Origin of the sequence: Gordonia amicalis NBRC 100051 = JCM 11271 (assembly GCF_000332995.1) — a bacterium.
Classification (GTDB): Bacteria; Actinomycetota; Actinomycetes; order Mycobacteriales; family Mycobacteriaceae; genus Gordonia; species Gordonia amicalis.
On the sequence record NZ_BANS01000021.1, the window covers coordinates 113,948 to 134,055 of the forward strand.

The following is a 20,108-nucleotide window of genomic DNA, read 5'->3' on the forward strand; positions in this document are numbered from 1 at the left end:
TTCGGTCAGTTACCTTCTTTGTCTAATTCCATGTGCTAACCCCTAAAAGAAACCCGAGGAAGAATGTGACCCCGGAGGGCAGGACGGCAAGTTTGTTCATCAAATATGTCTTTACAACAGTAGACGAGTGGGAATAACTCTCGGCCAACGATTGGGCGGGTTTAGCGGGACTGTTGTCCCGGTGTCTTCCCGATTCGCGGTAGCTCATTAGTCAAACCAACCCTTCACCATCTTGCCTACGCTCGATCCGGCACTACTTCCCAGAGCAGCCCCGATCCCAGCACCGATTGCGATTCCTACCGGTCCAGCGAAAGTGCCGACAGCAGCACCCGCCAGAGCACCGCCGACGGCCCCTCCGGCGAGGCGCCCGCACCGGATGCGATTGCGTCTCCGCCGTCCTGAAGGCCAGCGTCGTACTTGCGGTACTCGTCATACATCGTGACCGCAACTCCTGCAGCGGAAGCACCACGACTCAGGAACTTGCCCGTCGTCTGAAGCATGCCTTGATCGGCTTGGCGGAGGGCGTGACGGCCCATCTCCGTGGCTTGCCAGTTGCTCCCGATCCCGTCCACGAACTCTAGTGCTCCCGTAACCGCCATTCCTCCGAGCGGGTGGGGGTTGAGCTCTAATGCGGTCCGGATGTACTCGAGTCGAGATCGCTCGATGTTGGCATTCTCGCCACGTCGGATTCGATCCAGTTGCTCAGGCGTCAGGTCGAATGCTCGCCTGTAGCGGCCGAGTTGTTCGGGTGTCGCAGAGCCGGCCATCACTGCTTTCGTGTCACTCGCGGCACGCTTGGGATCGACGATTCCGCGGTTCTGAGCCACGGAAGCCGGTGTGATGCCGCCGATCTCACCGAGCGCGCCATTGATGCCATCACGGGTGGCCGTCACGGTGTCGTCCGCCGCTGTGGCGAGGCTCGACAATGCGGACTGGTGCTCGAACGCTTCCCCGGCGTCGTACTGGGCGCCGTCCGGTGCACGAGCCGGATCGAAGTTGATCGCGTACCCACGGCTCCCGCGGTCGAGGATGTAACCCCGGCTGTCGGCCAGAGTGGTTCGACTCTCGAGTGCGGTGATGGCGTTGCGAACGATGGTTGCACCGGTCTGCAGGACCTCTGCGACGTCACCGAATTCGTCGGCGGTGTTCCTGATCCATCGGGTGAGGCTCTCAGCCCTGGTGTCGGCGGCATCGCGGGCGTTGCCTCGCCAGTCCGACAGCTTCAGGTTGAGGACGGGGTTGCCGGCTTTCGGTGCCTCGACCTCCAGATGGGCCTGCAATCGAACGACGCCGAACGCGATCTGCGCCATGACCTCGGGCCTCCACGAGGTCACCTCGTTGTAACTCGGTGGCATAGGGCTTACTGCACCGACAACAGGACGCTGAGCGGAACGACGTGGTGGGTCTGGTCGCCTTGGCGAGTGGGGTAGGGGACTGCGTCGCTGATCCGGCCGGCACTCTGGTCGTCCGTGGCCACGGTGGTGTCCTTGGCGTCCAGGACCAGTTCGGAGAACGCGGAAACCGCGCCGGACAGGTTGGCCAGTGACGACGCGATCTGCTCATCGGCTGTGGCCGCCACCACCGACATGTCTGCCGTCGCGCCGGTGAAGTTGCCGGCCAGTTCGCCGAACGTCGACGATGTGCCCTCGAGGCCAGAGCGAGAAGTGAGCTCGAGCGCCATCAACCGCGAACGACGCGCAGTTCGATACATCCTTCGCAGCGGTGTCGAGTGCTGCTGGATCGACGACCAAGTCCGACACAAATCCCCCGTTGATGTCGCAGACCACGATAGGTGTACCGGCGTCAGCGTAGATCGTCGGGGATGGGGCCGCAGATCGTTGTCCACAGCCGACCCCCAGACCTCGATCGAAGTCCGGGAGTCGAACCGAGGTCTGCCGGTCAGTCGTTGAGCGGCCCGTCGCGATGTGCCTCGAGGACGCGGGCCTTGAGGTGCTTGTAACCCCGGACCCGCAGTGAGGGCATCGATTTGAGATAGAACCGGTCGTCGGCGCTGATCTCGTCGGCGATGGTGTCGTCGATGAGAGTTGTTCCCGGGTGGGCGGATCCGGCCAGGCGGGACGCGATGTTGACGGGTTCGCCGAATACGTCGCCGAGTCGGGTCAGCACAGGTCCGCGGGCGAGGCCGACGCGGAGCGGTGGCAGGTGGTCGTTCTCGGACAACTCGTGGATGCGGATGGCCGCCGCAGCGGCGGCATGCGCGTCCTCGAACGTGAACATCACCGCGTCGCCCAGCGTCTTGACGACGCGACCGCCGTGATCGACGACGACGTCGAACGTGTCGTCCTCGAACGAACCGAGGAGAGCCTCGAGATCGGTCAGGTCGATCCGCCGCGAGAGGCTCGTGTAACCGACGATGTCGGCGAACCCGACGATCAGGTCGAACTGTTCATCCGCCGAATGCTCCACGTGACGTTCGAGGGCGAGCGCCATGTGGCGTCGCCAGATCAGCTGCTGGACCTGACCCAGTGCCGCGCTCATCTGCTCGAGATCCCACGGGGTGTCCGGGTCGTCGGCGATCTCCCGGAGCTGGTCGGCCTGCCAATCGGCCAGCCTCGACATCGTCTGGCCGATCGCCCGCGCCATGGCGATCTGCGTGGCCTCGGGCATGGCGCCCGACGACGCGGCGAACACGCGCAACGCGGCGACGTCACTCTCGGTGGCGACTTTGTCATCGGTGGATCGGCGCACGAAACCGAACGCATTCCACGCTTTTTCGGCGAACTCCGGTTCGATGCCCAACTGTGCGATCAGCTCGTCGCGCGTGTAGCGGGGCTCGTTGACATCGGCGACGGACGGTCCGCGGTCGTCTCCGGCGAGGGAGCGTGAGTCTTCCGGCATGGAGACAGTGTCTCGCACTGTGCGGCCGGGGGAGGCGCATTGGGTGCAGGATGCGCCTGCGCAACCCGACGCCGTGGGTCCGGCAGGTCAGATGGCGAGCACGCCCTTCATGAGATACGCCATCCGCGCGGCGAATTGGGGGCTCTGGGCTCCCCGGCGCATCCGCACGGCGTCGTTGACGATCGACAGTGCCGCGTGGACGGCCACCGCGCCCTGGTCGCGCTTGAGTGACGGGTCCACCTCGACGAGCAGATCGGTCCACCGCGCGACGTAACGCCGCTGAATGTCCAACAGGTCGGTCGCGCTGGGTTGCCCGGCGAGCACCGACGAGTTGTTGAAGCTGACCGAGAGGTCGGGCGTGCTGGTGATGACGTCGACGTAGGAATCAACGAGTGCGGCCAAGAGTTTCGCCGGGTCGTTGGTTGCACCGTACGCCGCCATCACCCCGGCCTCGAGGCGGGCGCCACTGCGGTGACCGATGGCCACCAGGATTGCCATCTTCGACGGAAAGTGTTTGTACACACTGGGTCCCGCGATGCCGACGGCGCCCCCGATCTCGTCGACGCCGACATCGGAATAACCGCGATCGGCGAACAGTGCGGCCGCGGCGTCGAGGATCTCGTCGCGGCGTGACCGCGTGACACCGGTGACGACCGGCGTCGTGTCGAGTGGCGGCGCGGTCGACGGACTCAGCGCCAGCAGGCGTCGGACCAGCTTCTCGATCTCTTCGCGGGCACGAGCGCTGGACATCCGGGTGTGATGGACGGTCAGGCTGCCGCTGACGCTCAGGATCGCCCACGCGAGCTGGACCGCCTCGCGTTCGGTCAGGTCGTCGCGTCCGGTGAGGATCGCGGCCGCCCACTGCCCGATCACCTCGCGGGTGCGGAGCGCGACCTGCTTGTTCTGGTCGACGGTCAGGTAGTTGCTCGTCCAGCGCCAGAGCGATGCCGTCTGTGGACTCTTGACCGCGAGCGCGCACACCGTCGAGATCAGCGTCGCGGCGTCGTTCCCGTGCCTGAGGGCGCGATCGGTGCAGTCCTCGAGGTCGTCGACGCCGGCGAGGACCGCCTGTTCGAGAAGGGACTGCTTGTCGTCGAAATGCCTGTACACCGACGGTGCGGTGACCCCGGCTGCGCGGGCGATGTCGGCCACCGACACCTGTGCGTAGCCACGCTGGACGAAGAGCGCCGCCGCGGAATCGACGAGCTGTCGCTTGCGGTCGGCGCCCTTGGTGCGGGTCGTTTTACGGTCAGGCATGGTGAACAGACCATAGCGCACATTCACCGATGAGCGAGAGTCGTTGACCATGGGGTATAGCCAAATAAGTGATTCCGCGTTAGCCTCGGTGAGTAACCAACTGGTGGTTCGTGTGAAAGGAACACTTTCGTGCCTGATCAAGCATTCATCTACGAGGCGATCCGCACGCCTCGTGGCAAGCAGCGCGGCGGCGCGCTGCACAGCGTCAAGCCGGTCGACCTGGTCTCGGGTCTGATCGACGAGCTCCTGGCCCGCCACGGCGGTCTCGATCCCGCCGACGTCAACGACGTCATCCTCGGTGTCGTCTCGCCGGTCGGCGAGCAGGGTGCGGTCATCGCACGCACCGCGGCCCTCAACAGCGGCCTCCCCGAGAGCGTTCCCGGTACTCAGGTCAACCGCTTCTGCGCCTCCGGTCTGGAAGCCACCAACCTCGCCGCGGCCAAGGTCGCCTCCGGCTTCGACGACCTGGTCATCGCCGGTGGTGTCGAGTCGATGTCGCGCGTCCCGATGGGCAGCGACGGCGGAGCGCTCTTCACCGACCCCGCGACCGCCTACGACCACTACATCGTCCCCCAGGGCATCGGTGCCGACCTCATCGCCACCATGGAGGGATTCTCGCGCGAGGACGTCGACGCGTACGCCGCAGAGTCGCAGGCTCGTGCTGAGAAGGCTTGGGCCAGTGGCTACTTCGCCAAGTCCGTCGTTCCGGTCAAGGACATCAACGGCGTCACCATCCTCGACCACGACGAGCACCGTCGCCCGGGCTCGACCGTCGAGAGCCTCGGCAAGCTGAAGGCCGCCTTCGCCGCACTCGCCGACATGGCCGGCTTCGACGACGTCGCGCTGATGAAGTACCCGAGCGTCGAGAAGATCAACCACGTCCACACCGGTGGCAACAGCTCCGGCATCGTCGACGGTTCGGGCCTCGTGCTCGTCGGCAGCGAGGCGGCCGGCAAGCGCAACGGCCTCACCCCGCGTGCTCGCGTCGTCTCCTTCGCCGAGGTCGGCAGCGAGCCCACCATCATGCTCACCGGTCCCACCCCGGCCACCGAGCTGGCACTGAAGAAGGCCGGCCTGACCATCGACGACATCGACGTGTTCGAGCTGAACGAGGCCTTCGCCTCGGTCGTCATGAAGTGGATGAAGGATCTGAAGGTCCCCCACGAAAAGGTCAACATCAACGGTGGCGCGATCGCCATGGGTCACCCGCTCGGTGCGACCGGCGCGATGATCTACGGCACCTGCCTCGACGAGCTCGAGCGCACCGGCGGCCGCTACGGCCTGATCACTCTTTGTATCGGTGGCGGCATGGGCGTCGCGACCATCATCGAGCGTCTCTGACCCTTCGAGGCTCGCTTCGCTCGCTCCTCAGGGAGCAGTGGAGCCGCTCGCTTCGCTCGCTCCTCAGGGAGCGACGACCCCTACTCCACGAGAAAGAACTCTGCGAAACACCATGAGTGACAACATGATCAACTGGGAGAAAGACGCCGATGGCGTCGTCATCCTGACCATGGACGACCCCAACCAGGGCGCCAACACCATGAACGCGCTGTACCAGGAGTCGATGGCTGCGACCGTCGATCGCCTGGAGGCGGAGAAGGACGACATCACCGGTGTCATCCTGACCTCGGCGAAGAAGACCTTCTTCGCCGGCGGCGACCTCAAGGACATGACGAGCGACCGCTCGGACGTCTCCAAGGCCGAGATCGCCACCCAGATCACCGAGACCACCAACGGCATGAAGAAGGTGCTGCGTCGTCTCGAGACCCTGGGCAAGCCCGTCGTCGCGGCCATCAACGGAGCCGCACTCGGCGGTGGCCTGGAGATCGCGCTGCACACCCACTACCGCGTCGCTGCGGACGTCAAGGGTGTCCAGATCGGTCTGCCCGAGGTCACCCTCGGCCTGCTCCCCGGTGGTGGCGGCGTCGTCCGCACCGTCCGCCTGCTCGGTATCCAGAACGCCCTCATGGGTGTCCTGCTCCAGGGCCAGCGCTTCAACGCGACCAAGGCCAAGGAGACCGGTCTGGTCGACGAGGTCGTCGGCTCCATCGAGGAACTGATCCCCGCCGCCAAGGCATGGATCAAGGAAAACCCCGAGGCTCAGCAGCCGTTCGACGTCAAGGGCTACAAGATCCCGGGTGGTGCTCCCACCAACCCGGCTTTCGCCGCGAACCTCCCGGCGCTGCCGGCCCTGCTCCGCAAGCAGCTCAAGGGCGCGAACATGCCGGCGCCGCCGGCCATCCTGGCCGCAGCGGTCGAGGGTGCCTACGTCGACGTCGACACCGCCGACATCATCGAGACCCGATACTTCGTCTCGCTGGTCACCGGCCAGGTCGCACAGAACATGATCAAGGCGTTCTTCTTCGACCTGCAGCACATCAACGGTGGCGGCTCGCGTCCCGAGGGCTACGAGAAGTTCACCGCCAAGAAGGTCGGCGTCATCGGCGCCGGAATGATGGGTGCCGCAATCGCTTACGTGTCGGCCAAGGCCGGCATGGAGGTCGTCCTCAAGGACATCGACCTCGAAGCTGCCAAGCGCGGTAAGGGTTACTCGGAGAAGCTCGAGGCGAAGGCCGTCGCCAAGGGCAAGACCACGCAGGAGAAGAGCGACGCTCTGCTCGCCCGCATCCACCCGACCGTCGACGCCGCCGACTTCAAGGGCGTGGACCTCGTCATCGAGGCCGCCTTCGAGTCGGTCGAGGTGAAGCACAAGGTGTTCCAGGAGATCGAGGACATCGTCGAGCCCGACGCCGTCCTGGGTTCCAACACCTCGACCCTGCCGATCACCATCCTCGCCGAGGGTGTGAAGCGTTCCGAGGACTTCATCGGAATCCACTTCTTCTCGCCGGTCGACAAGATGCCGCTGGTCGAGATCATCAAGGGTGAGAAGACCTCGGATGCGGTGCTGGCCAAGGTCATCGACTACACGCTGCAGATCCGCAAGACCCCGATCGTGGTGAACGACAGCCGTGGCTTCTTCACCAGCCGCGTCATCGGCACCTTCGTCAACGAGGCCATCGCGGCCGTCGGCGAAGGCATCGAGCCGGCGTTCATCGAGCATGCGGGCACCCAGGCCGGTTACCCGGCCGCGCCGCTGCAGCTCATGGACGAGCTGACCCTGACCCTGCCGCAGAAGATCCGCAAGGAGACCGAGGCAGCGCTCAAGGCCGAGGGCAAGGAAGTTCCGCAGCACGGCTCGAACGCCGTCGTCGACTGGATGGTCGAGAACGGCCGCACCGCCAAGAAGGACGGCAAGGGCTTCTACGACTACGACGAGAACGGCAAGCGCACCCAGCTCTGGCCGGGTCTGCGTGACCACTTCAAGTCGGGCACCACGGAGATCCCGCTCGAGGACATGAAGGAGCGCATGCTCTTCGCCGAGGCGCTCGAGACCGTGAAGTGCTTCGACGAGGGTGTTCTCACCTCCGTGGCGGACGCCAACATCGGCTCGATCTTCGGTATCGGCTTCCCCGCGTGGACCGGTGGTGTCATCCAGTACATCAACGGTTACGAGGGTGGCCTGCAGGGCTTCGTCGATCGTGCACGTGACCTCGCGTCGAAGTACGGCAAGCATTTCGAGCCGCCGGCCTCGCTGGTCGAGAAGGCCGCGAAGGGCGAGAAGTACTGACCCTTCGAGGCTCGTCGCTACCGCTCCTCGCACCTCAGGGAGCGGGTAGCTGATCTCTCACGCAAGAGCCCCGGCCGGATCCAATCCGGTCGGGGCTTTTGTTTCGCTCACTCATTCCGTTCCCGCTCACCCTTCAACGGTGAGCGGGAACGGATCTGGTGAGCGAAACTAGGCGGCAAAGAGCCCAAGCTTCGCCAGCCACGGTTGGAGGAGCGGGGCGAGCTGACGCTTCTCGAGGGTCGACCACGTCCACCGGACAACGGTGATACCCTTGGCGCGCAAGCGATCTTCACGCAGCTTCTCGCGGACGACGACGTCCGTCGCCGATTCGTCGGCGCTGCGGAGCCGACCGTACTTGTGTAGACCGTCGAACTCGCCGACGAGCAGCTCCTCCCAGTCGAAGTCACTGCGGTAGGTGTGGCCGCCGATAACGAACTCGCGTTGCAGCGTCGGAATCGGAAGTCCCGCATCGATCATCTGCGCTCGGCCCCAGGATTCGCCGACGCTCTCGGCGGCCGCGTTCGCGAACGGTAAGGCCCGTCGTGCATTTCGTGCGCTTCGGCGTCGACGGCCCGCGAGGAGATCTGCCATCACCGTCTGATCGGCGCCCTCGCGGAGAGCGGCGTCGAAAATGACGAGAGCCTGGTCGAAGTTGCTCATCGTCGCGACGTCGACGGCGGTGCGTTCGATGGAGGTGACACGAATAACGTCGACCTCGACCACCTCGCCGGCCTCGAGTGGCGCGGCATGCAGGTGACGGTGTGCGCGGATCGACCCGCCTGAGGTTCTGCCGGTCGTCACGTGGACAAGGCTCAGGTCCGGATGAAGCATGGGCAGTTCGTGGAGGGCGGCGGCGGAGACATGGCTGAGCGGATGGCCGTCGGCGGGGCCCGAGGTCGCGACTGCGAGCGCACGCAGACGGTGCCGTTTCTCCAGAGAGTCCGCGCCGGTCGGTACGTCGAGGGCGGGGGTCCAGACTCCCGGGATCAGGCGCACGAGCTCGCGCCGGGCGGTGGCGCCGGACAGTTGCTCGTCGGAGAATCCTGCGTTCAGTGCCGCATCCCGATGGATGAGCCCGAACCGATCGGTGGGGAAGGGTGGCATGAGAAATACGACGCAGCGCGCAAGGGTTGGGTTCCCTGCCGAAGGAGCGCTCACATGATCCGTTCCCGCCCACCGGTCACGGGTGAGCGGGAACGGATCTCGTGAGCGAAAGTCAGTCTTCCCGCTAGTCGGGTCTGCCAAGCGGGAGGGGAACAGTCCCGCGGTCAGCGGGTCAGGAAGGAGGTGACCGTCGCCTCGAAGGCCTCATTGGCCTCGATCATCACCCAGTGGCCGCACTTCGGGAAGATGTGCAGTTCTGCGTCGGGGATGAGCCGCATGGGGACCATCGCCATGTCGGGCGGGCTGACGCGGTCGTCGCGGCCCCAGGTCAGCAGGGTCGGGCAGGCGACCTTGTGCATCGACGCCCAGTATGGTGGCGTGTCGGAGGCGGCCATGAACTGCTGCTGCATCTCGAAAGCCGCAGAGCCATACATCATCTGGGCGGTCTTCTGCGCGTCTGGATTGATGGCGGCTTCCCAGCGTTCCTCGATGAGTTCCTCGGTGACCAGGGAACGGTCGTAGACCATCGAGTTCAGCCAGCGGACGAGCTTGTCCTTGTCGGGGGCATCGGTGAACTCCTGGAGGAGCCGCAGGCCCTCGCTGGGGCTCGGGCTGAACACATTCGGGCCGACGCCGCCGATGGTGACGAGCTTCTCCACGCGGTCGGGCTTCTTGATCGCCAGGTTGACGCCGACGACCCCTCCCATGGAGTTGCCGATCATGGGGGCCTTGTCGATGCCGAGCGCATCCATGAACCGGATGACCGATCCGCCGGCGGTGAGGACCGGGTGGCCCTCGACCGCGTCACTGACCCCGAACCCGGGGAACTCGATGACGTAACAGTGGTGCGTCTGCGCGAAATGGCCGAGGTTTCCGCGGTAGTTGCGCCAACCGGTGACGCCGGGGCCGGAGCCGTGCAGCAGGATCAGCGGGGGTGCGTCGGCGTCACCCGCCTCGTGGTAGCGCAGGGTGCCCTGGTCGGTCGTCAGTTCCCGTTTGGTCGCATCGAAGGAGACATCCACGCGACAAGATTAGAACGTGTTCTAATCCCTTGTCACGGGTGTGCGTGATCATGTCCGTGAGCTGGGGATATGTGACCGACTCCGATGATGTCGTGGAGGATGCGATGGACGATCGCGTCGCCGACGACCTCGTAGTGCACCATCCGGCCCATCTTCTCCGACCGCACCCAGCCCTGGTCGCGGAGGGCGCGGATCGACTGCGAGGCAGCATTCTCGGTGATCCCGATGGCGGCGGCGAGTTCGGCGACCGTCGAGCCCGGGTGGGCATGCATCTCGGCGACGAGGCGAAGCCGCGTCGGGTCGCTGAGCAGGGTGAAGCGCGCCGCCCACGAGTCCGCGTCGAAATCGCTCACCGGTACCTCCTCTGCTCGTCCCACCCCCTCGATATACACCACCGGCGGCAATCGTCGGGTCGAGTGGCGACCGATGTATGTCTGGGAGAACATATGTCTGTGACGACACGTGTAGGCCGCCCGCCCCTCGGACGCCGCGGACGGCCGGTGATCGTCTCGGTTGCAACGATGCTGCTCGCGGGGACAGTCCTCGGGGCATGTGCCGGCAGTGAGGACACGGCGACGTCGGATCAGATCGTGCTCGCCGAGAGCCAGGATCTCGACCGCTTCAATCCGATCCTCGGCTACGGACAGTTGGGTGTCTCGCCGATCTACGACGGATTGCTGGCTCCCGCTGCCGACGGTGACGACCGTGTGCCCGACCTCATTCCTGCGCTCGCCGCGTCGGCGCCCGAACGGATCGCACCACGCACGTGGCGGGTGCCGCTGAAGGGCGGTGTCACCTTTTCGGACGGCAGTGCCTTCGACTCCGCCGATGTGGTGGCGACCTATCGCGCCGTCGTCGACCCGAAGGTCGCCTCGGGCATCTCCACCGACTTCACCCCGATCGTGACCGTCGATGCCGATGGGCCGCAGGCGATCAGGCTGACCACGAACACGGACGCGGACCCGTCGCCGTATCTGCTCCTCGGCATCGTTCCGTCGGAAAGGGTGGAGGCCGCCCCCGCTGCGCAGTGGGCGATCAACACCGAACCTGTCGGGACCGGCCCGTATCGTCTCGAATCCCTCGACCCCGACCAGGCGGTCCTCGTCGCCCGCGACGACCGCGCCGGTGATGTGCCGTCGGTGCGCAGGATCGTCTACACCCATGTGCCCGACGACAATTCCCGGGCGCAGCTCCTGCAGACCGGCGAGGTCGACGGGGCGAGCCTTCCGCCGCGTCTGGCCGACGGATTCGCCGAACGCTCCGGGGTCGACGTCGCCGTGGTGGCTTCGGCGGACTGGCGGGGAGTGTCGCTGCCGGCCGAGAACGCCTTCACCGCAGACCCTTCGGCGCGGCTGGCGATGAACATCGGCGTGGACCGGTCGGCGCTCGTCGAGGACGTGCTGATGGGCAAGGGCGAGCCGGCCAGCACTCCGATCGCGGAGGTCTACGGAAGCTCCTACGACGCCGCCGCCCAGTTCGCCTACGACCGTGCCCAGGCCTCGTCGATCCTCGACGACGCGGGCTGGCGCACCGGTCCCGACGGCGTGCGTGTGCGGGACGGGGTTCGTGCGAGCTTCCCGTTGCTGTACAACGCCGAGGACACCCTGCGTCGCGATCTGGCCGTGGCATTTGCGGCGTCGATGAAGAAGATCGGCGTCGAAGTGTTGACGCGAGGCACCAGCTGGGACGAGATCGACACCAAGATGGGCTCGGCTGCCGCTTTTCTCGGCGGCGGTGCCACCCCGTACAGCATCGATTCCCAGGTCTACGACGCGCTGCACACCCGCGTGCCGGATTCGTCACCCTACTCGAACCCGGGCAACTTCACGGCTCCCGGTCTCGACGAATTGCTCAACACCGCAAGAGAATCGGCGTCGGGGCCGGAGAACGACCAGCGGTACCGCCGCATCCAGCAGGTCTATGCGCGCCAACCGTCGCAGGTCTTCCTCGCCTTCGTCCATCACACCTACGTCGCGCGGAGCGCCGGGTGGTCGCACGATGCGCCCATCCTCGAACCCCACTCGCACGGCGTCACATGGGGACCGTGGTGGAATCTGCCGTCCTGGTCACCGGCCTCGTGACCACGCGGATCCGGCCGGACGCCGGGCGGTCCGCAGCCGTGGTGGACCTCGCCGCGGAAAACGCCACCGGGACAGGCGAACAAGCGCGACGCCGTTCGCGCACCGGGCCCGCGATGCGACTGCTCGGCCGTCGCTTCCTGGTCATGGTCCCGACTGTGCTCTTCGTGTCGCTGGCGGTGTTCGCGGTTGCCGCGGCCTCGCCGTTCGATCCGCTCACCGCTCACCTCGGTGACAACCACCAGTCGGCGACCCAGGCACAGCGGGACGCCGTCACACAGGCCTACGGACTCGACGACCACTGGTTCGAGGCCTGGTGGAAGTGGTGGGCGGCCGTGCTCCAGGGGAACCTCGGGTGGTCGTCGACCATGCGTCAACCGGTGGCGGACGTGATCTCCGATCGTGTGCCGTTCACCCTCGGGATGTCGTTGTCGGCGTTGATCTCTGCGGCCACCGTCGCGATCGTCCTCGGCGCGGTCATCGGCATGCGGCGCGGTGGGCTCCTCGATCGCGTGTGCACGGCGCTGGCCGCAATGCTCGCCGCGACTCCGCCGTTCGTGGTCTCGCTCGTGCTGGTCAGTGCATTCGCGGTGGGGCTCGGGTGGTTTCCGTCCTCGGGTGCCCGCCGTCCGGGCGATGACCACTCGCTCGACGGTCTGCTGACGCACGCGGCGCTGCCGTATCTGGCCCTGACGATCTCGATGATCCCGTGGTTGCTGCTGACGATGCGTTCGGCGGTCGTGGATGCGTCGGCCTCCGATGCGGTTCGGGGCGCGCGGGCCCGCGGGGTGGGCGGATGGACGCTGTTGCGCGGGCACATCGTGCCGGTGTCGGTGCTGCCGACCCTGGCACTGCTCGGGACCAGACTGCCCGAACTCATCGCCGGTGCCGCGATCGTCGAAACCGTCTTCGGCGGGCCGGGTCTCGCCGAGGCTCTCGTCGATTCGGCGGTGGCACTCGACTTCGCACTCCTCGCGCCGCTGGCCGTCGGATCGGCTGTGCTCGTGCTCGTCGGATCGGCGCTCTCGGATGCGGCCGCCATCTGGATCGATCCGCGGATCGGGCTGCGCGCATGACCGCGGTCGGTGCGTCGGCGTTCCGCGTCGAGAGGCGTTGGGCCGCAGCGCGTGATCGGCTCGGGTTCGGGACACCGTGGATCGTGCTCGGCGTCATCGGGATCCTCGCCGTGGGGTGGCCACTCGCCGCCGGGGATCAGACCGCCGACTTCGCCCATGCCCTGCGCGCCCCGAGCGAAGACAACCTCCTGGGCACCGACCATTCCGGATACGACCTCGGGGCCCGCGCCGCGGAGGGCCTGCGGATCTCGTTGGTCATCGCACTCGCCTGCGCGATACTCGCCACCGTCCTCGGCGTCGTCGTCGGGATCGCGTCGGTGGCCGCCGGCGGCTGGGTGGACGCGATCGTCATGCGCGTCGTCGACGCCGTCAACGCGCTTCCACACCTGGTCGTCGGAGTGGTGATCGCCGCGATGTGGCGGGGCGAACCGGTGGCGATCATCGCCTCGATCGCGCTGACCCACTGGCCGGCCGTGGCACGTGTGGTGCGTGCCGAGTTACTGGAGGCGACGTCGGCCGGGTGGGTGGAGACCGCGCGGCTCGCGGGCGCGTCGCGGACGTTCATCGCGACCCGTCACCTCATGCCCGCTGTCTCCGGTCAGGTACTGGTCGCGATGACGGTGCTGCTCCCGCATGCGGTGTGGCATGAGACGACCCTGTCGTTCCTCGGCGTCGGCCTCTCGCCGGACGCCGCCAGCCTGGGCACCCTCCTCGGGCAAGCCCGCGGCGACGTCCTCACCGGCGCCTGGTGGACGCTGGTGGTACCCGGCGTGGCGCTCATGGTCACCGCGGTCGCGTGTTCGGGAGCTGCCGCCTCGCTGCGTCGGGCCACGCTACCGCCGGCCGGGGAGGTGTGGCGGTGAGCGCTCGTCTCGACGGCCTGACGGTCGACGTCGCCACCCGGCGTCGCGAAGCGGTTCGGGTACTCGACGACGTCACGCTGGATCTGCCGGCCGGTTCGCTGACCGCGCTCGTCGGCGAATCGGGATGCGGGAAGTCGATGGTCGCCGCCGCGCTCTGCGGACTGCTCCCACCCGGGTCGAACGTGACCGGGCGGATGTCACTGGGTAACGACACCTTCATCGGGGACGAGATCGCAGGCCGTGACCCGCGCTGGCGGACGCTGCGTGGGCGCCGCGTCGGGCTGGTGCCGCAGTCGGCGGCCACCTCGTTCACACCGGTTCGTACGCTCGGCTCACAGCTCGACGAGGTGATCGTCGGGCTCGACGGCCCGCGCGACGCCGTCGAGCTGTGCCTGGCGGTCCACCTCGATCCAGACGCTCTGCGGCTCTACCCGCACGAACTGTCCGGCGGGATGGCCCAGCGCGCAGCGATCGCCGCAGCCCTCGCCGGCGACCCACAGATCCTCGTCGCCGACGAGCCGACCTCCGCACTGGACCCCGAACTCGCGGCCACGATCTGGGACCTCCTGGCGGCCACCGCTCGACGCGGCGCCGCTGTTCTGGTGATCACCCACGATGTGGAGACGATGGTCGGGGGCCGGCAGGGGGCGGGGGGCTTCGACGCGGTGCCTCGCTTCGCTCGGGACCGGCTCAGCCGGCAGGGGGGTGCGGCTGATGTGCGGGGCTCGGACGGGGTCAGCCGGCAGGGGGGTGCGGCTGATGTGTGGGGTCGGACGGGGTCAGCCGGCAGGGGGGTGCCGACCGAATCGCGGTCATGCGCGCCGGCCGGATCGTGGAGCAGGGCACGCCGACCGACCTCGCGACGTCCGCCGACGAGTACGTCGCCGCATTCTTCGAGGCCGTCTCATGACGGCGGCACTGATCGGGCGAGGCTTGACCGCGCGTTTCGGTGGCCGGGAGGTGTTCACCGGCGTCGATGTCTCCGTCGACGCGGGATCCGTCCTCGGGATCGTCGGCCGGTCGGGCAGCGGCAAGACGACGCTCCTGCGCATCCTCGCCGGACTCGCCGAACCCACGGCGGGCTCCGTCGAGCAGCACGGCGTGGAACCGCGGCCGGGGACAATCGGACTGCTCGCTCAGCACCCGCGCATGGTCGTCAACCCGCGCTGGACTCTGCGGAAGATCGTTGCCGAACCCGCCACCATCGCACGACGGAACTGTGACGTCGAGGTGAGCGCGGCACGTGTGGGCCTCGACCCCGCCCTGCTCGACCGCTTCCCCGCAGAGGTCTCCGACGGTCAACTCCAGCGCGCATGCGTCGGGCGCCTTCTGGTTCAGGCTCCGCGATTCGTGCTGTGCGACGAACCGATCGCCATGCTCGACCCCGTCTCGGCGCGGGCCGTGATCGGGCTACTCCAGGAACTGGTCGACGACGGCGCGGGTCTGGTGCTGGTCAGCCACCAACGGGGGCTCGTCGACGCGCGGTGCCGTGACGTCGTCGATCTGGACGTGCGGTAGGGGGCTTCGACGCGGCGCCTCGCTGCGCTCGGTGCCGGCTCAGCCGGCGGGGGGTGGGGGGCTTCGACGCGGCGCCTCGCTGCGCTCGGTGCCGGCTCAGCCGTCGGGGGTTGGGGGTGCCGGCTCAGCCGGCGGGGCAGCGGGTCACATCTGCAACCGCACCGCGTCGTCCTCGCCCATGGCGTCCTCGAGGACTTCTGGGGAGTAGTCGACGTCGATGTCGGCGACCGAGCGTCCGCGGGCGGACTCGATCGCGGAGAGCCGGCGCTGGGCGCGGTCGGCGGCATAGGTCAGGAACTCGTTGTTGTCGAGCCCGAAGGGTTGCTCGTCGAACTGCTGGTTGACCCAGTCGATCATGCCGAGCGCCAAGGGGAGGAGTTCGTCCATGCGCTCGCCGACGGCGGCCCACAGCGAGTCGTCGGCGGCGACGTGACGGCGGCAGGTGAAGGTGCCCCATGCCATGTGGCGCCGCTCGTCGTCGCTGATGAACCGGATCAGCTTCTGCATGCCGGGGAAGATGTCGAACCGCGTACAGACCTTCTGCCAGGCGTGATAGCCGGTCAGTGCCAGGCTGCCCTCGATGACGTGGTTGTAGGTGACGCTCGCGCGGATCTGGTTACGCGGCGACGCGTCGTGTTCGAGGGCGTGTAAAGACGCCGGCAACTCCTCGTAAAACAAGCGGCGATAGAAGGGATTGTCGGCGACGAAGGGCTGGAGGTCGCCGGTCAGTCCGACGGAGTCCATCCACATCCGGAAGACCTGGGTGTGTTTGGCCTCCTCGAAACAGAACTGTGTCAGGTACATCTCGTCACCGAAGCGGCCCTCGGTCGCCATCGCCTTCATGAACGGCTGGATGTCCTCGGTCACCGCCTCCTCCCCGGCGATGAACTGACTCACCAGATAGGTTGCGCTGCGCCGTTGTTCGTCGTTCAGCTCCACCCAGTCCTGCGCGTCCCGGGAGAAGTCGATCGCCACCGGATCCCAGAACCGGGAGTTCCCTTTGACGAAGAGTCGCAATGGAAACGAGTCCCAGTTGAGACCGCCCTGCCGCAGTGACGAGAAGTCCTGGCGGCCCTCTTCCTTGTGTTCGATAAGGGTCATGAGATCACCAGCCAACCGACGTGGGAATGCGAATACCTGACGCTAACGCGTTACCGTGCCGACGGTGTTGGAATCAGTGAATTCGCTTGTCACAGCTGATGTTACGCCCTCTCGAGGACGGATTCCGGTGTCGTGTCCTCTTCTTCCCGTTTTGCGAGCGCGCTCGGCCACCAGATCTTGCGTCCGATGTCCAGGGTCAGTGCGGGAACCAGGAGCGTACGCACGATGAGGGTGTCGACGAGGACGCCGAACGCCACCAGGAAGGCCACCTGTACCAGGAACAGGAGTGGGATCACGGCGAGGGCCGCGAAGGTCGCCGCCAGCACGACTCCGGCCGAGGTGATGACGCCGCCGGTCGCGGTGAGCCCGCGGATCATGCCGATGCGGGTGCCATGCCGGAGCGCCTCCTCGCGCACCCGGGTCATCAGGAAGATGTTGTAGTCGATGCCGAGCGCCACGAGGAACACGAAGGCGAACAGCGGGACCACCGGGTCGGCGCCGGGGAAGCCGAACGGACCGTTGAACAGCAGCGCGGCCACACCCAACGTCGTCGCGAAGGAGAGCACGGTCGTCGCGAGCAGGATCGCGGGCGCGAGGACGCTGCGCAGCAGCGCCACCAGGACCAGGAACACGACGATCAGCACGATCGGGATGATCAGGTTGCGGTCGTGGATGGACGTCTCGCGGGTGTCGAGATCGATGGCGGTGGTGCCGCCGACCAGGGCGTTCGCGTTCGGGACCTGGCCGACCGCCGAACGGATGTCGGCGACGGTGTCCTGGGTGGCGAGTGACTCCGCATTGTCGGTCAGCGTGGCGGTGACGGCGACCTTGCCGTCACGGACCATCGGCGCGCTGCCTTCGGTGATCAGTTCGGCGCCGGCGACACCGTCGGTCGCGCGGACCGCGTCGAGTACGGCGGTGCCTGCGCCCTGATCGGCGATGACGTAGGTGGGCGTACCGCTACCGGCGTCGAAATGTCTCGCCTGGATCTCGGCGCCCTCCACGGACTCGACCGAGCCCATGAAGAAGTCGGTCGACGCGATGCCGTCGGCCTTGAAGGTCGGGGCGAATGCCGCGCCGATGAGCAGCAGGATCAGGGTGCCGGCCCAGATGGCGCGCGGCTTGGACGCGACCGTGTCGGCGATGCGCTTCCACAGGCGGTGGGTGGCACCGCTGTCGGCCGAGGTCTGCGGGGCGTACCGGGGGCGCAGCGGCCAGAACGCGGTCCGGCCGAGGAGCGCGAGGGCGGCGGGGAGGAACGTCATCGACGCCAGGAAGGACGCGAGGATGCCGATCGCGGCGACCGGGCCGAGGCTCTTGTTGGAGTTCAGGTCGGACAGCATCAGACAGAGGACACCGGCGATGACGGTGCCCGCCGACGCGGCGACCGGCTCGATCGTGGCGCGCCAGGCCTGCCGGAGCGCCGCGTACTTGTCCTCGGTCGCGATCAACTCCTCCCGATATCGGGATACGAGCAGCAGCGCGTAGTCGGTGGCCGCGCCGAAGACCAGGATGAACAGGATGCCCTGGCTCTGACCGTTGAGGTCGAGAACGCCCTGCTTGGTCAGGAAGTAGACGAGGCCCGACGCGAGTCCGAGGGCGAAGACCGCGGAGATGAGGACCACGAACGGCAGGATCGGGCTGCGGTAGACGACGATCAGGATCAGGATCACCACGGTGCCCGCGACCAGCAGCAGCAGGCCGTCGATTCCGGCGAAGGCCTCCCCGAGGTCGGCGACCTGGCCGGCGGGGCCGGTGACCGCGACGGTCAGACCGTCCGGCGCGTCGGCCAGCTTGTCGCGCAAGATCTCCACGGTGTCGGCGGGTTCGCCCGCGCTGTCGATCGGGACGAAGACCTGCGCGGCCTGACCGTCCTGCGACGGGATCGGCGGCGAGACCGCCGGTCCGAATCCGGGCTGACCGGCCACCTCGGAGGTGGTGGTGCGCAGGAACTCGAGGTCGCCGGGCGTGATCCCGCCCGAGCGTTCGGCGATGACGATGCCGGGGATCTCGTCGGTGTCCTGGAAGTCGGCGAGGAGGTTCTGGACCTGCGTGGACTCCGCCGACGCCGGGAGGAAGGAACTGCTGTCGTTGCTCGCGACGCTCGCGAGCTTGCCGGCGAAGGGGCCCGTGATCCCGCCGACGATCAACCAGGCGAGGAGTAGAAGGGCCGGGATCAGCCAGCGGAGCTTGCGGGTGGGACGGGGACTCGAATCGGTCTTGTCCGGCATGGGGCCATCGTTCCAAGTGTTGCTCTCACGTGCCGACGAGGGGCTCGAGGACGGTCGCATGCAACCGATTCGGCGCCGGCCGCAGGCCGGAGCGAACGCGCGAGACGGATCACGTGAAATGGCTGCGGCGACCGCGGTCTTGGACCACCATGTGATGTACGTTGCATAAGCAGACGGCGATATCTAACGCCCTGTTCCGGGGCGGCACGAGTAAGGAGCACATGTGAAGACCAAAGGTGCAGTTCTCCGCAATCCGGGTGAGAAGTGGCAGATCGAGGAGTTCGAGCTCGGCGATCCGGTGGCGGGCGAGGTCCAGGTCAAACTTGTCAGCTCGGGTCTGTGCCACAGCGACCATCACCTCCGCACCGGCGACAGCCCCGCCCCGATGCCGGTTCTGGGTGGTCACGAGGGTGCCGGCGTGGTGACCAAGGTCGGCCCGGGCGTCACCAACCTCAAGGAAGGCGACCACGTCGTCACCGCGTTCATCCCGGCCTGCGGGACCTGCGAGCCGTGTTCGCGAGGACAGCAGAACATCTGCGACGAGGGTGCACGGCTGCTGACCGGCCTCTCGATCGCCGACGACACGAACCGTGCGCACACCCATGACGGACTTCCGCTCGTCCAGATGTGCATGCTCGGGACCTTCGCGCCCTACATCACCGTGAATCAGGCCTCGCTGGTGAAGATCGAGGACGACATCCCGCTCCAGGCGGCGGCACTCCTCGGGTGCGGTGTCGCGACCGGCTGGGGCTCCGCAGTTGAGATCGGCGGGACGCATGCCGGCGACACCGTCGTCGTGGTCGGCATCGGCGGTGTGGGCATCAACGCGGTCCAGGGCGCCGCGGCGGCCGGTGCGCGCCACGTCATCGCGGTCGACCCCGTGCCCTTCAAGCTGCAGATGGCCGAAAAACTCGGTGCGACGCACACCTTCCCGTCGATGGAGGCGGCGGCCGAGGCCATCGGCGACATCACCTGGGGCCGGATGGCCAACACGACGATCCTCACCGTCGGTGAGATCGACGGCTCGATGATCGCGCCCGCCCTGGCCCTGACCGGCAAGGGCGGACAGGTCGTCGTGGTGGGCATGGGCAACTACGCGTCGATGGACGCGCAGATGAACCTCTTCGAGCTCACCCTGCTGCAGAAGCGGGTGCAGGGCGCGATCTTCGGTGGTGCCAGCCCCCGGACCCAGGTGCCGGCGCTGCTCAACGAGTACCGTGCCGGCAAGCTGAATATCGATGATCTGGTGACCAAGACCTACCGGCTCGATCAGATCAACGAGGCCTACGACGACATGCTCGCGGGCAACAACATTCGCGGCATGATCGTCTACGGCGACGACGACTACTGATCGCTCCGGCGAGGGCGATC

The 20,108-nt window shown here is 67.1% G+C and carries 16 protein-coding genes and 1 pseudogene; 8 read left to right on the forward strand and 9 right to left on the reverse strand.

Annotated elements, in window-relative coordinates; all coding sequences use genetic code 11:
- Nucleotides 1-296 precede the first annotated feature (296 nt).
- The 4 genes from GOAMI_RS11350 to GOAMI_RS11365 all read right to left on the reverse strand — a co-directional run bounded on the left by GOAMI_RS11350 (nt 297) and on the right by GOAMI_RS11365 (nt 4,116).
- The gene (locus GOAMI_RS11350) at nt 297-1,310 is read right to left on the reverse strand and encodes a hypothetical protein (RefSeq protein ID WP_238064040.1); all 1,014 of its coding nucleotides are present in this window, start codon (nt 1,308-1,310) and stop codon (nt 297-299) included.
- Nucleotides 1,311-1,360: 50 nt separating this feature from the next.
- Complete coding sequence (locus GOAMI_RS11355) at nt 1,361-1,711, reverse strand: hypothetical protein (RefSeq protein ID WP_238064039.1); 351 nt, start codon at nt 1,709-1,711, stop codon at nt 1,361-1,363.
- 188 nt (nt 1,712-1,899) lie between these two features.
- Entirely contained in the window at nt 1,900-2,859 is a 960-nt protein-coding gene (locus tag GOAMI_RS11360) for an adenylate/guanylate cyclase domain-containing protein (protein ID WP_006436646.1), read from the reverse strand.
- Nucleotides 2,860-2,946: 87 nt separating this feature from the next.
- The gene (locus tag GOAMI_RS11365; protein WP_040004781.1) at nt 2,947-4,116 is read right to left on the reverse strand and encodes a TetR/AcrR family transcriptional regulator; all 1,170 of its coding nucleotides are present in this window, start codon (nt 4,114-4,116) and stop codon (nt 2,947-2,949) included.
- 129 nt (nt 4,117-4,245) lie between these two features.
- Between GOAMI_RS11365 and GOAMI_RS11370 the strand changes: the two genes are divergently transcribed.
- Together GOAMI_RS11370 and GOAMI_RS11375 are read left to right on the forward strand one after the other, a co-directional pair.
- On the forward strand, nt 4,246-5,457 hold the full coding sequence (locus GOAMI_RS11370) for an acetyl-CoA C-acetyltransferase (RefSeq protein WP_006436648.1): 1,212 nt from the start codon (nt 4,246-4,248) through the stop codon (nt 5,455-5,457).
- Between the two features lie 112 nt (nt 5,458-5,569).
- The gene (locus tag GOAMI_RS11375) at nt 5,570-7,744 is read left to right on the forward strand and encodes a 3-hydroxyacyl-CoA dehydrogenase NAD-binding domain-containing protein (protein WP_024499449.1); all 2,175 of its coding nucleotides are present in this window, start codon (nt 5,570-5,572) and stop codon (nt 7,742-7,744) included.
- 168 nt (nt 7,745-7,912) lie between these two features.
- Here the strand turns inward: GOAMI_RS11375 and GOAMI_RS11380 are convergent, their stop codons facing one another.
- The 3 genes from GOAMI_RS11380 to GOAMI_RS11390 all read right to left on the reverse strand — a co-directional run bounded on the left by GOAMI_RS11380 (nt 7,913) and on the right by GOAMI_RS11390 (nt 10,223).
- Nucleotides 7,913-8,848, reverse strand: coding sequence for a hypothetical protein (locus tag GOAMI_RS11380; RefSeq protein WP_006436650.1), 936 nt, complete (start codon nt 8,846-8,848; stop codon nt 7,913-7,915).
- Nucleotides 8,849-9,012: 164 nt separating this feature from the next.
- Nucleotides 9,013-9,870: an alpha/beta fold hydrolase gene (locus GOAMI_RS11385; RefSeq protein ID WP_006436651.1), complete on the reverse strand. Its 858-nt coding sequence runs from the start codon at nt 9,868-9,870 to the stop codon at nt 9,013-9,015.
- Nucleotides 9,871-9,902: 32 nt separating this feature from the next.
- Entirely contained in the window at nt 9,903-10,223 is a 321-nt protein-coding gene (locus GOAMI_RS11390; protein ID WP_006436652.1) for an ArsR/SmtB family transcription factor, read from the reverse strand.
- A 93-nt stretch (nt 10,224-10,316) separates the two neighbouring features.
- Between GOAMI_RS11390 and GOAMI_RS11395 the strand changes: the two genes are divergently transcribed.
- The 5 genes and pseudogenes from GOAMI_RS11395 (at nt 10,317) to GOAMI_RS11415 (ending at nt 15,405) form a co-directional block, all read left to right on the forward strand.
- Nucleotides 10,317-11,951 (forward strand): ABC transporter substrate-binding protein, encoded by a 1,635-nt coding sequence (locus GOAMI_RS11395; RefSeq protein WP_157228304.1) that lies wholly within the window; start codon nt 10,317-10,319, stop codon nt 11,949-11,951.
- Nucleotides 11,906-13,024 carry an ABC transporter permease gene (locus GOAMI_RS11400; RefSeq protein ID WP_174324730.1) on the forward strand — a complete coding sequence of 373 codons (1,119 nt, stop codon included), beginning with the start codon at nt 11,906-11,908 and terminating at the stop codon, nt 13,022-13,024. Before GOAMI_RS11395 ends, GOAMI_RS11400 begins: the two co-directional genes overlap by 46 nt.
- Nucleotides 13,021-13,887 carry an ABC transporter permease gene (locus GOAMI_RS11405; protein ID WP_006436655.1) on the forward strand — a complete coding sequence of 289 codons (867 nt, stop codon included), beginning with the start codon at nt 13,021-13,023 and terminating at the stop codon, nt 13,885-13,887. Before GOAMI_RS11400 ends, GOAMI_RS11405 begins: the two co-directional genes overlap by 4 nt.
- Nucleotides 13,884-14,519 (forward strand): annotated as a pseudogene (locus tag GOAMI_RS11410) (ATP-binding cassette domain-containing protein); the annotation flags it as partial. The gene GOAMI_RS11405 and the pseudogene GOAMI_RS11410, both read left to right, overlap by 4 nt.
- A gap of 274 nt (nt 14,520-14,793) precedes the next feature.
- Complete coding sequence (locus GOAMI_RS11415) at nt 14,794-15,405, forward strand: ABC transporter ATP-binding protein (protein ID WP_006436657.1); 612 nt, start codon at nt 14,794-14,796, stop codon at nt 15,403-15,405.
- Nucleotides 15,406-15,549: 144 nt separating this feature from the next.
- Here the strand turns inward: GOAMI_RS11415 and GOAMI_RS11420 are convergent, their stop codons facing one another.
- Both GOAMI_RS11420 and GOAMI_RS11425 read right to left on the reverse strand, forming a co-directional pair.
- Nucleotides 15,550-16,506: a R2-like ligand-binding oxidase gene (locus GOAMI_RS11420; protein ID WP_006436658.1), complete on the reverse strand. Its 957-nt coding sequence runs from the start codon at nt 16,504-16,506 to the stop codon at nt 15,550-15,552.
- Between the two features lie 101 nt (nt 16,507-16,607).
- The gene (locus tag GOAMI_RS11425; protein ID WP_006436659.1) at nt 16,608-18,737 is read right to left on the reverse strand and encodes an MMPL family transporter; all 2,130 of its coding nucleotides are present in this window, start codon (nt 18,735-18,737) and stop codon (nt 16,608-16,610) included.
- A gap of 223 nt (nt 18,738-18,960) precedes the next feature.
- Between GOAMI_RS11425 and GOAMI_RS11430 the strand changes: the two genes are divergently transcribed.
- Nucleotides 18,961-20,088, forward strand: a complete 1,128-nt coding sequence (locus tag GOAMI_RS11430) for an NDMA-dependent alcohol dehydrogenase (protein WP_006436660.1) — start codon at nt 18,961-18,963, stop codon at nt 20,086-20,088.
- Nucleotides 20,089-20,108 lie beyond the last annotated feature (20 nt).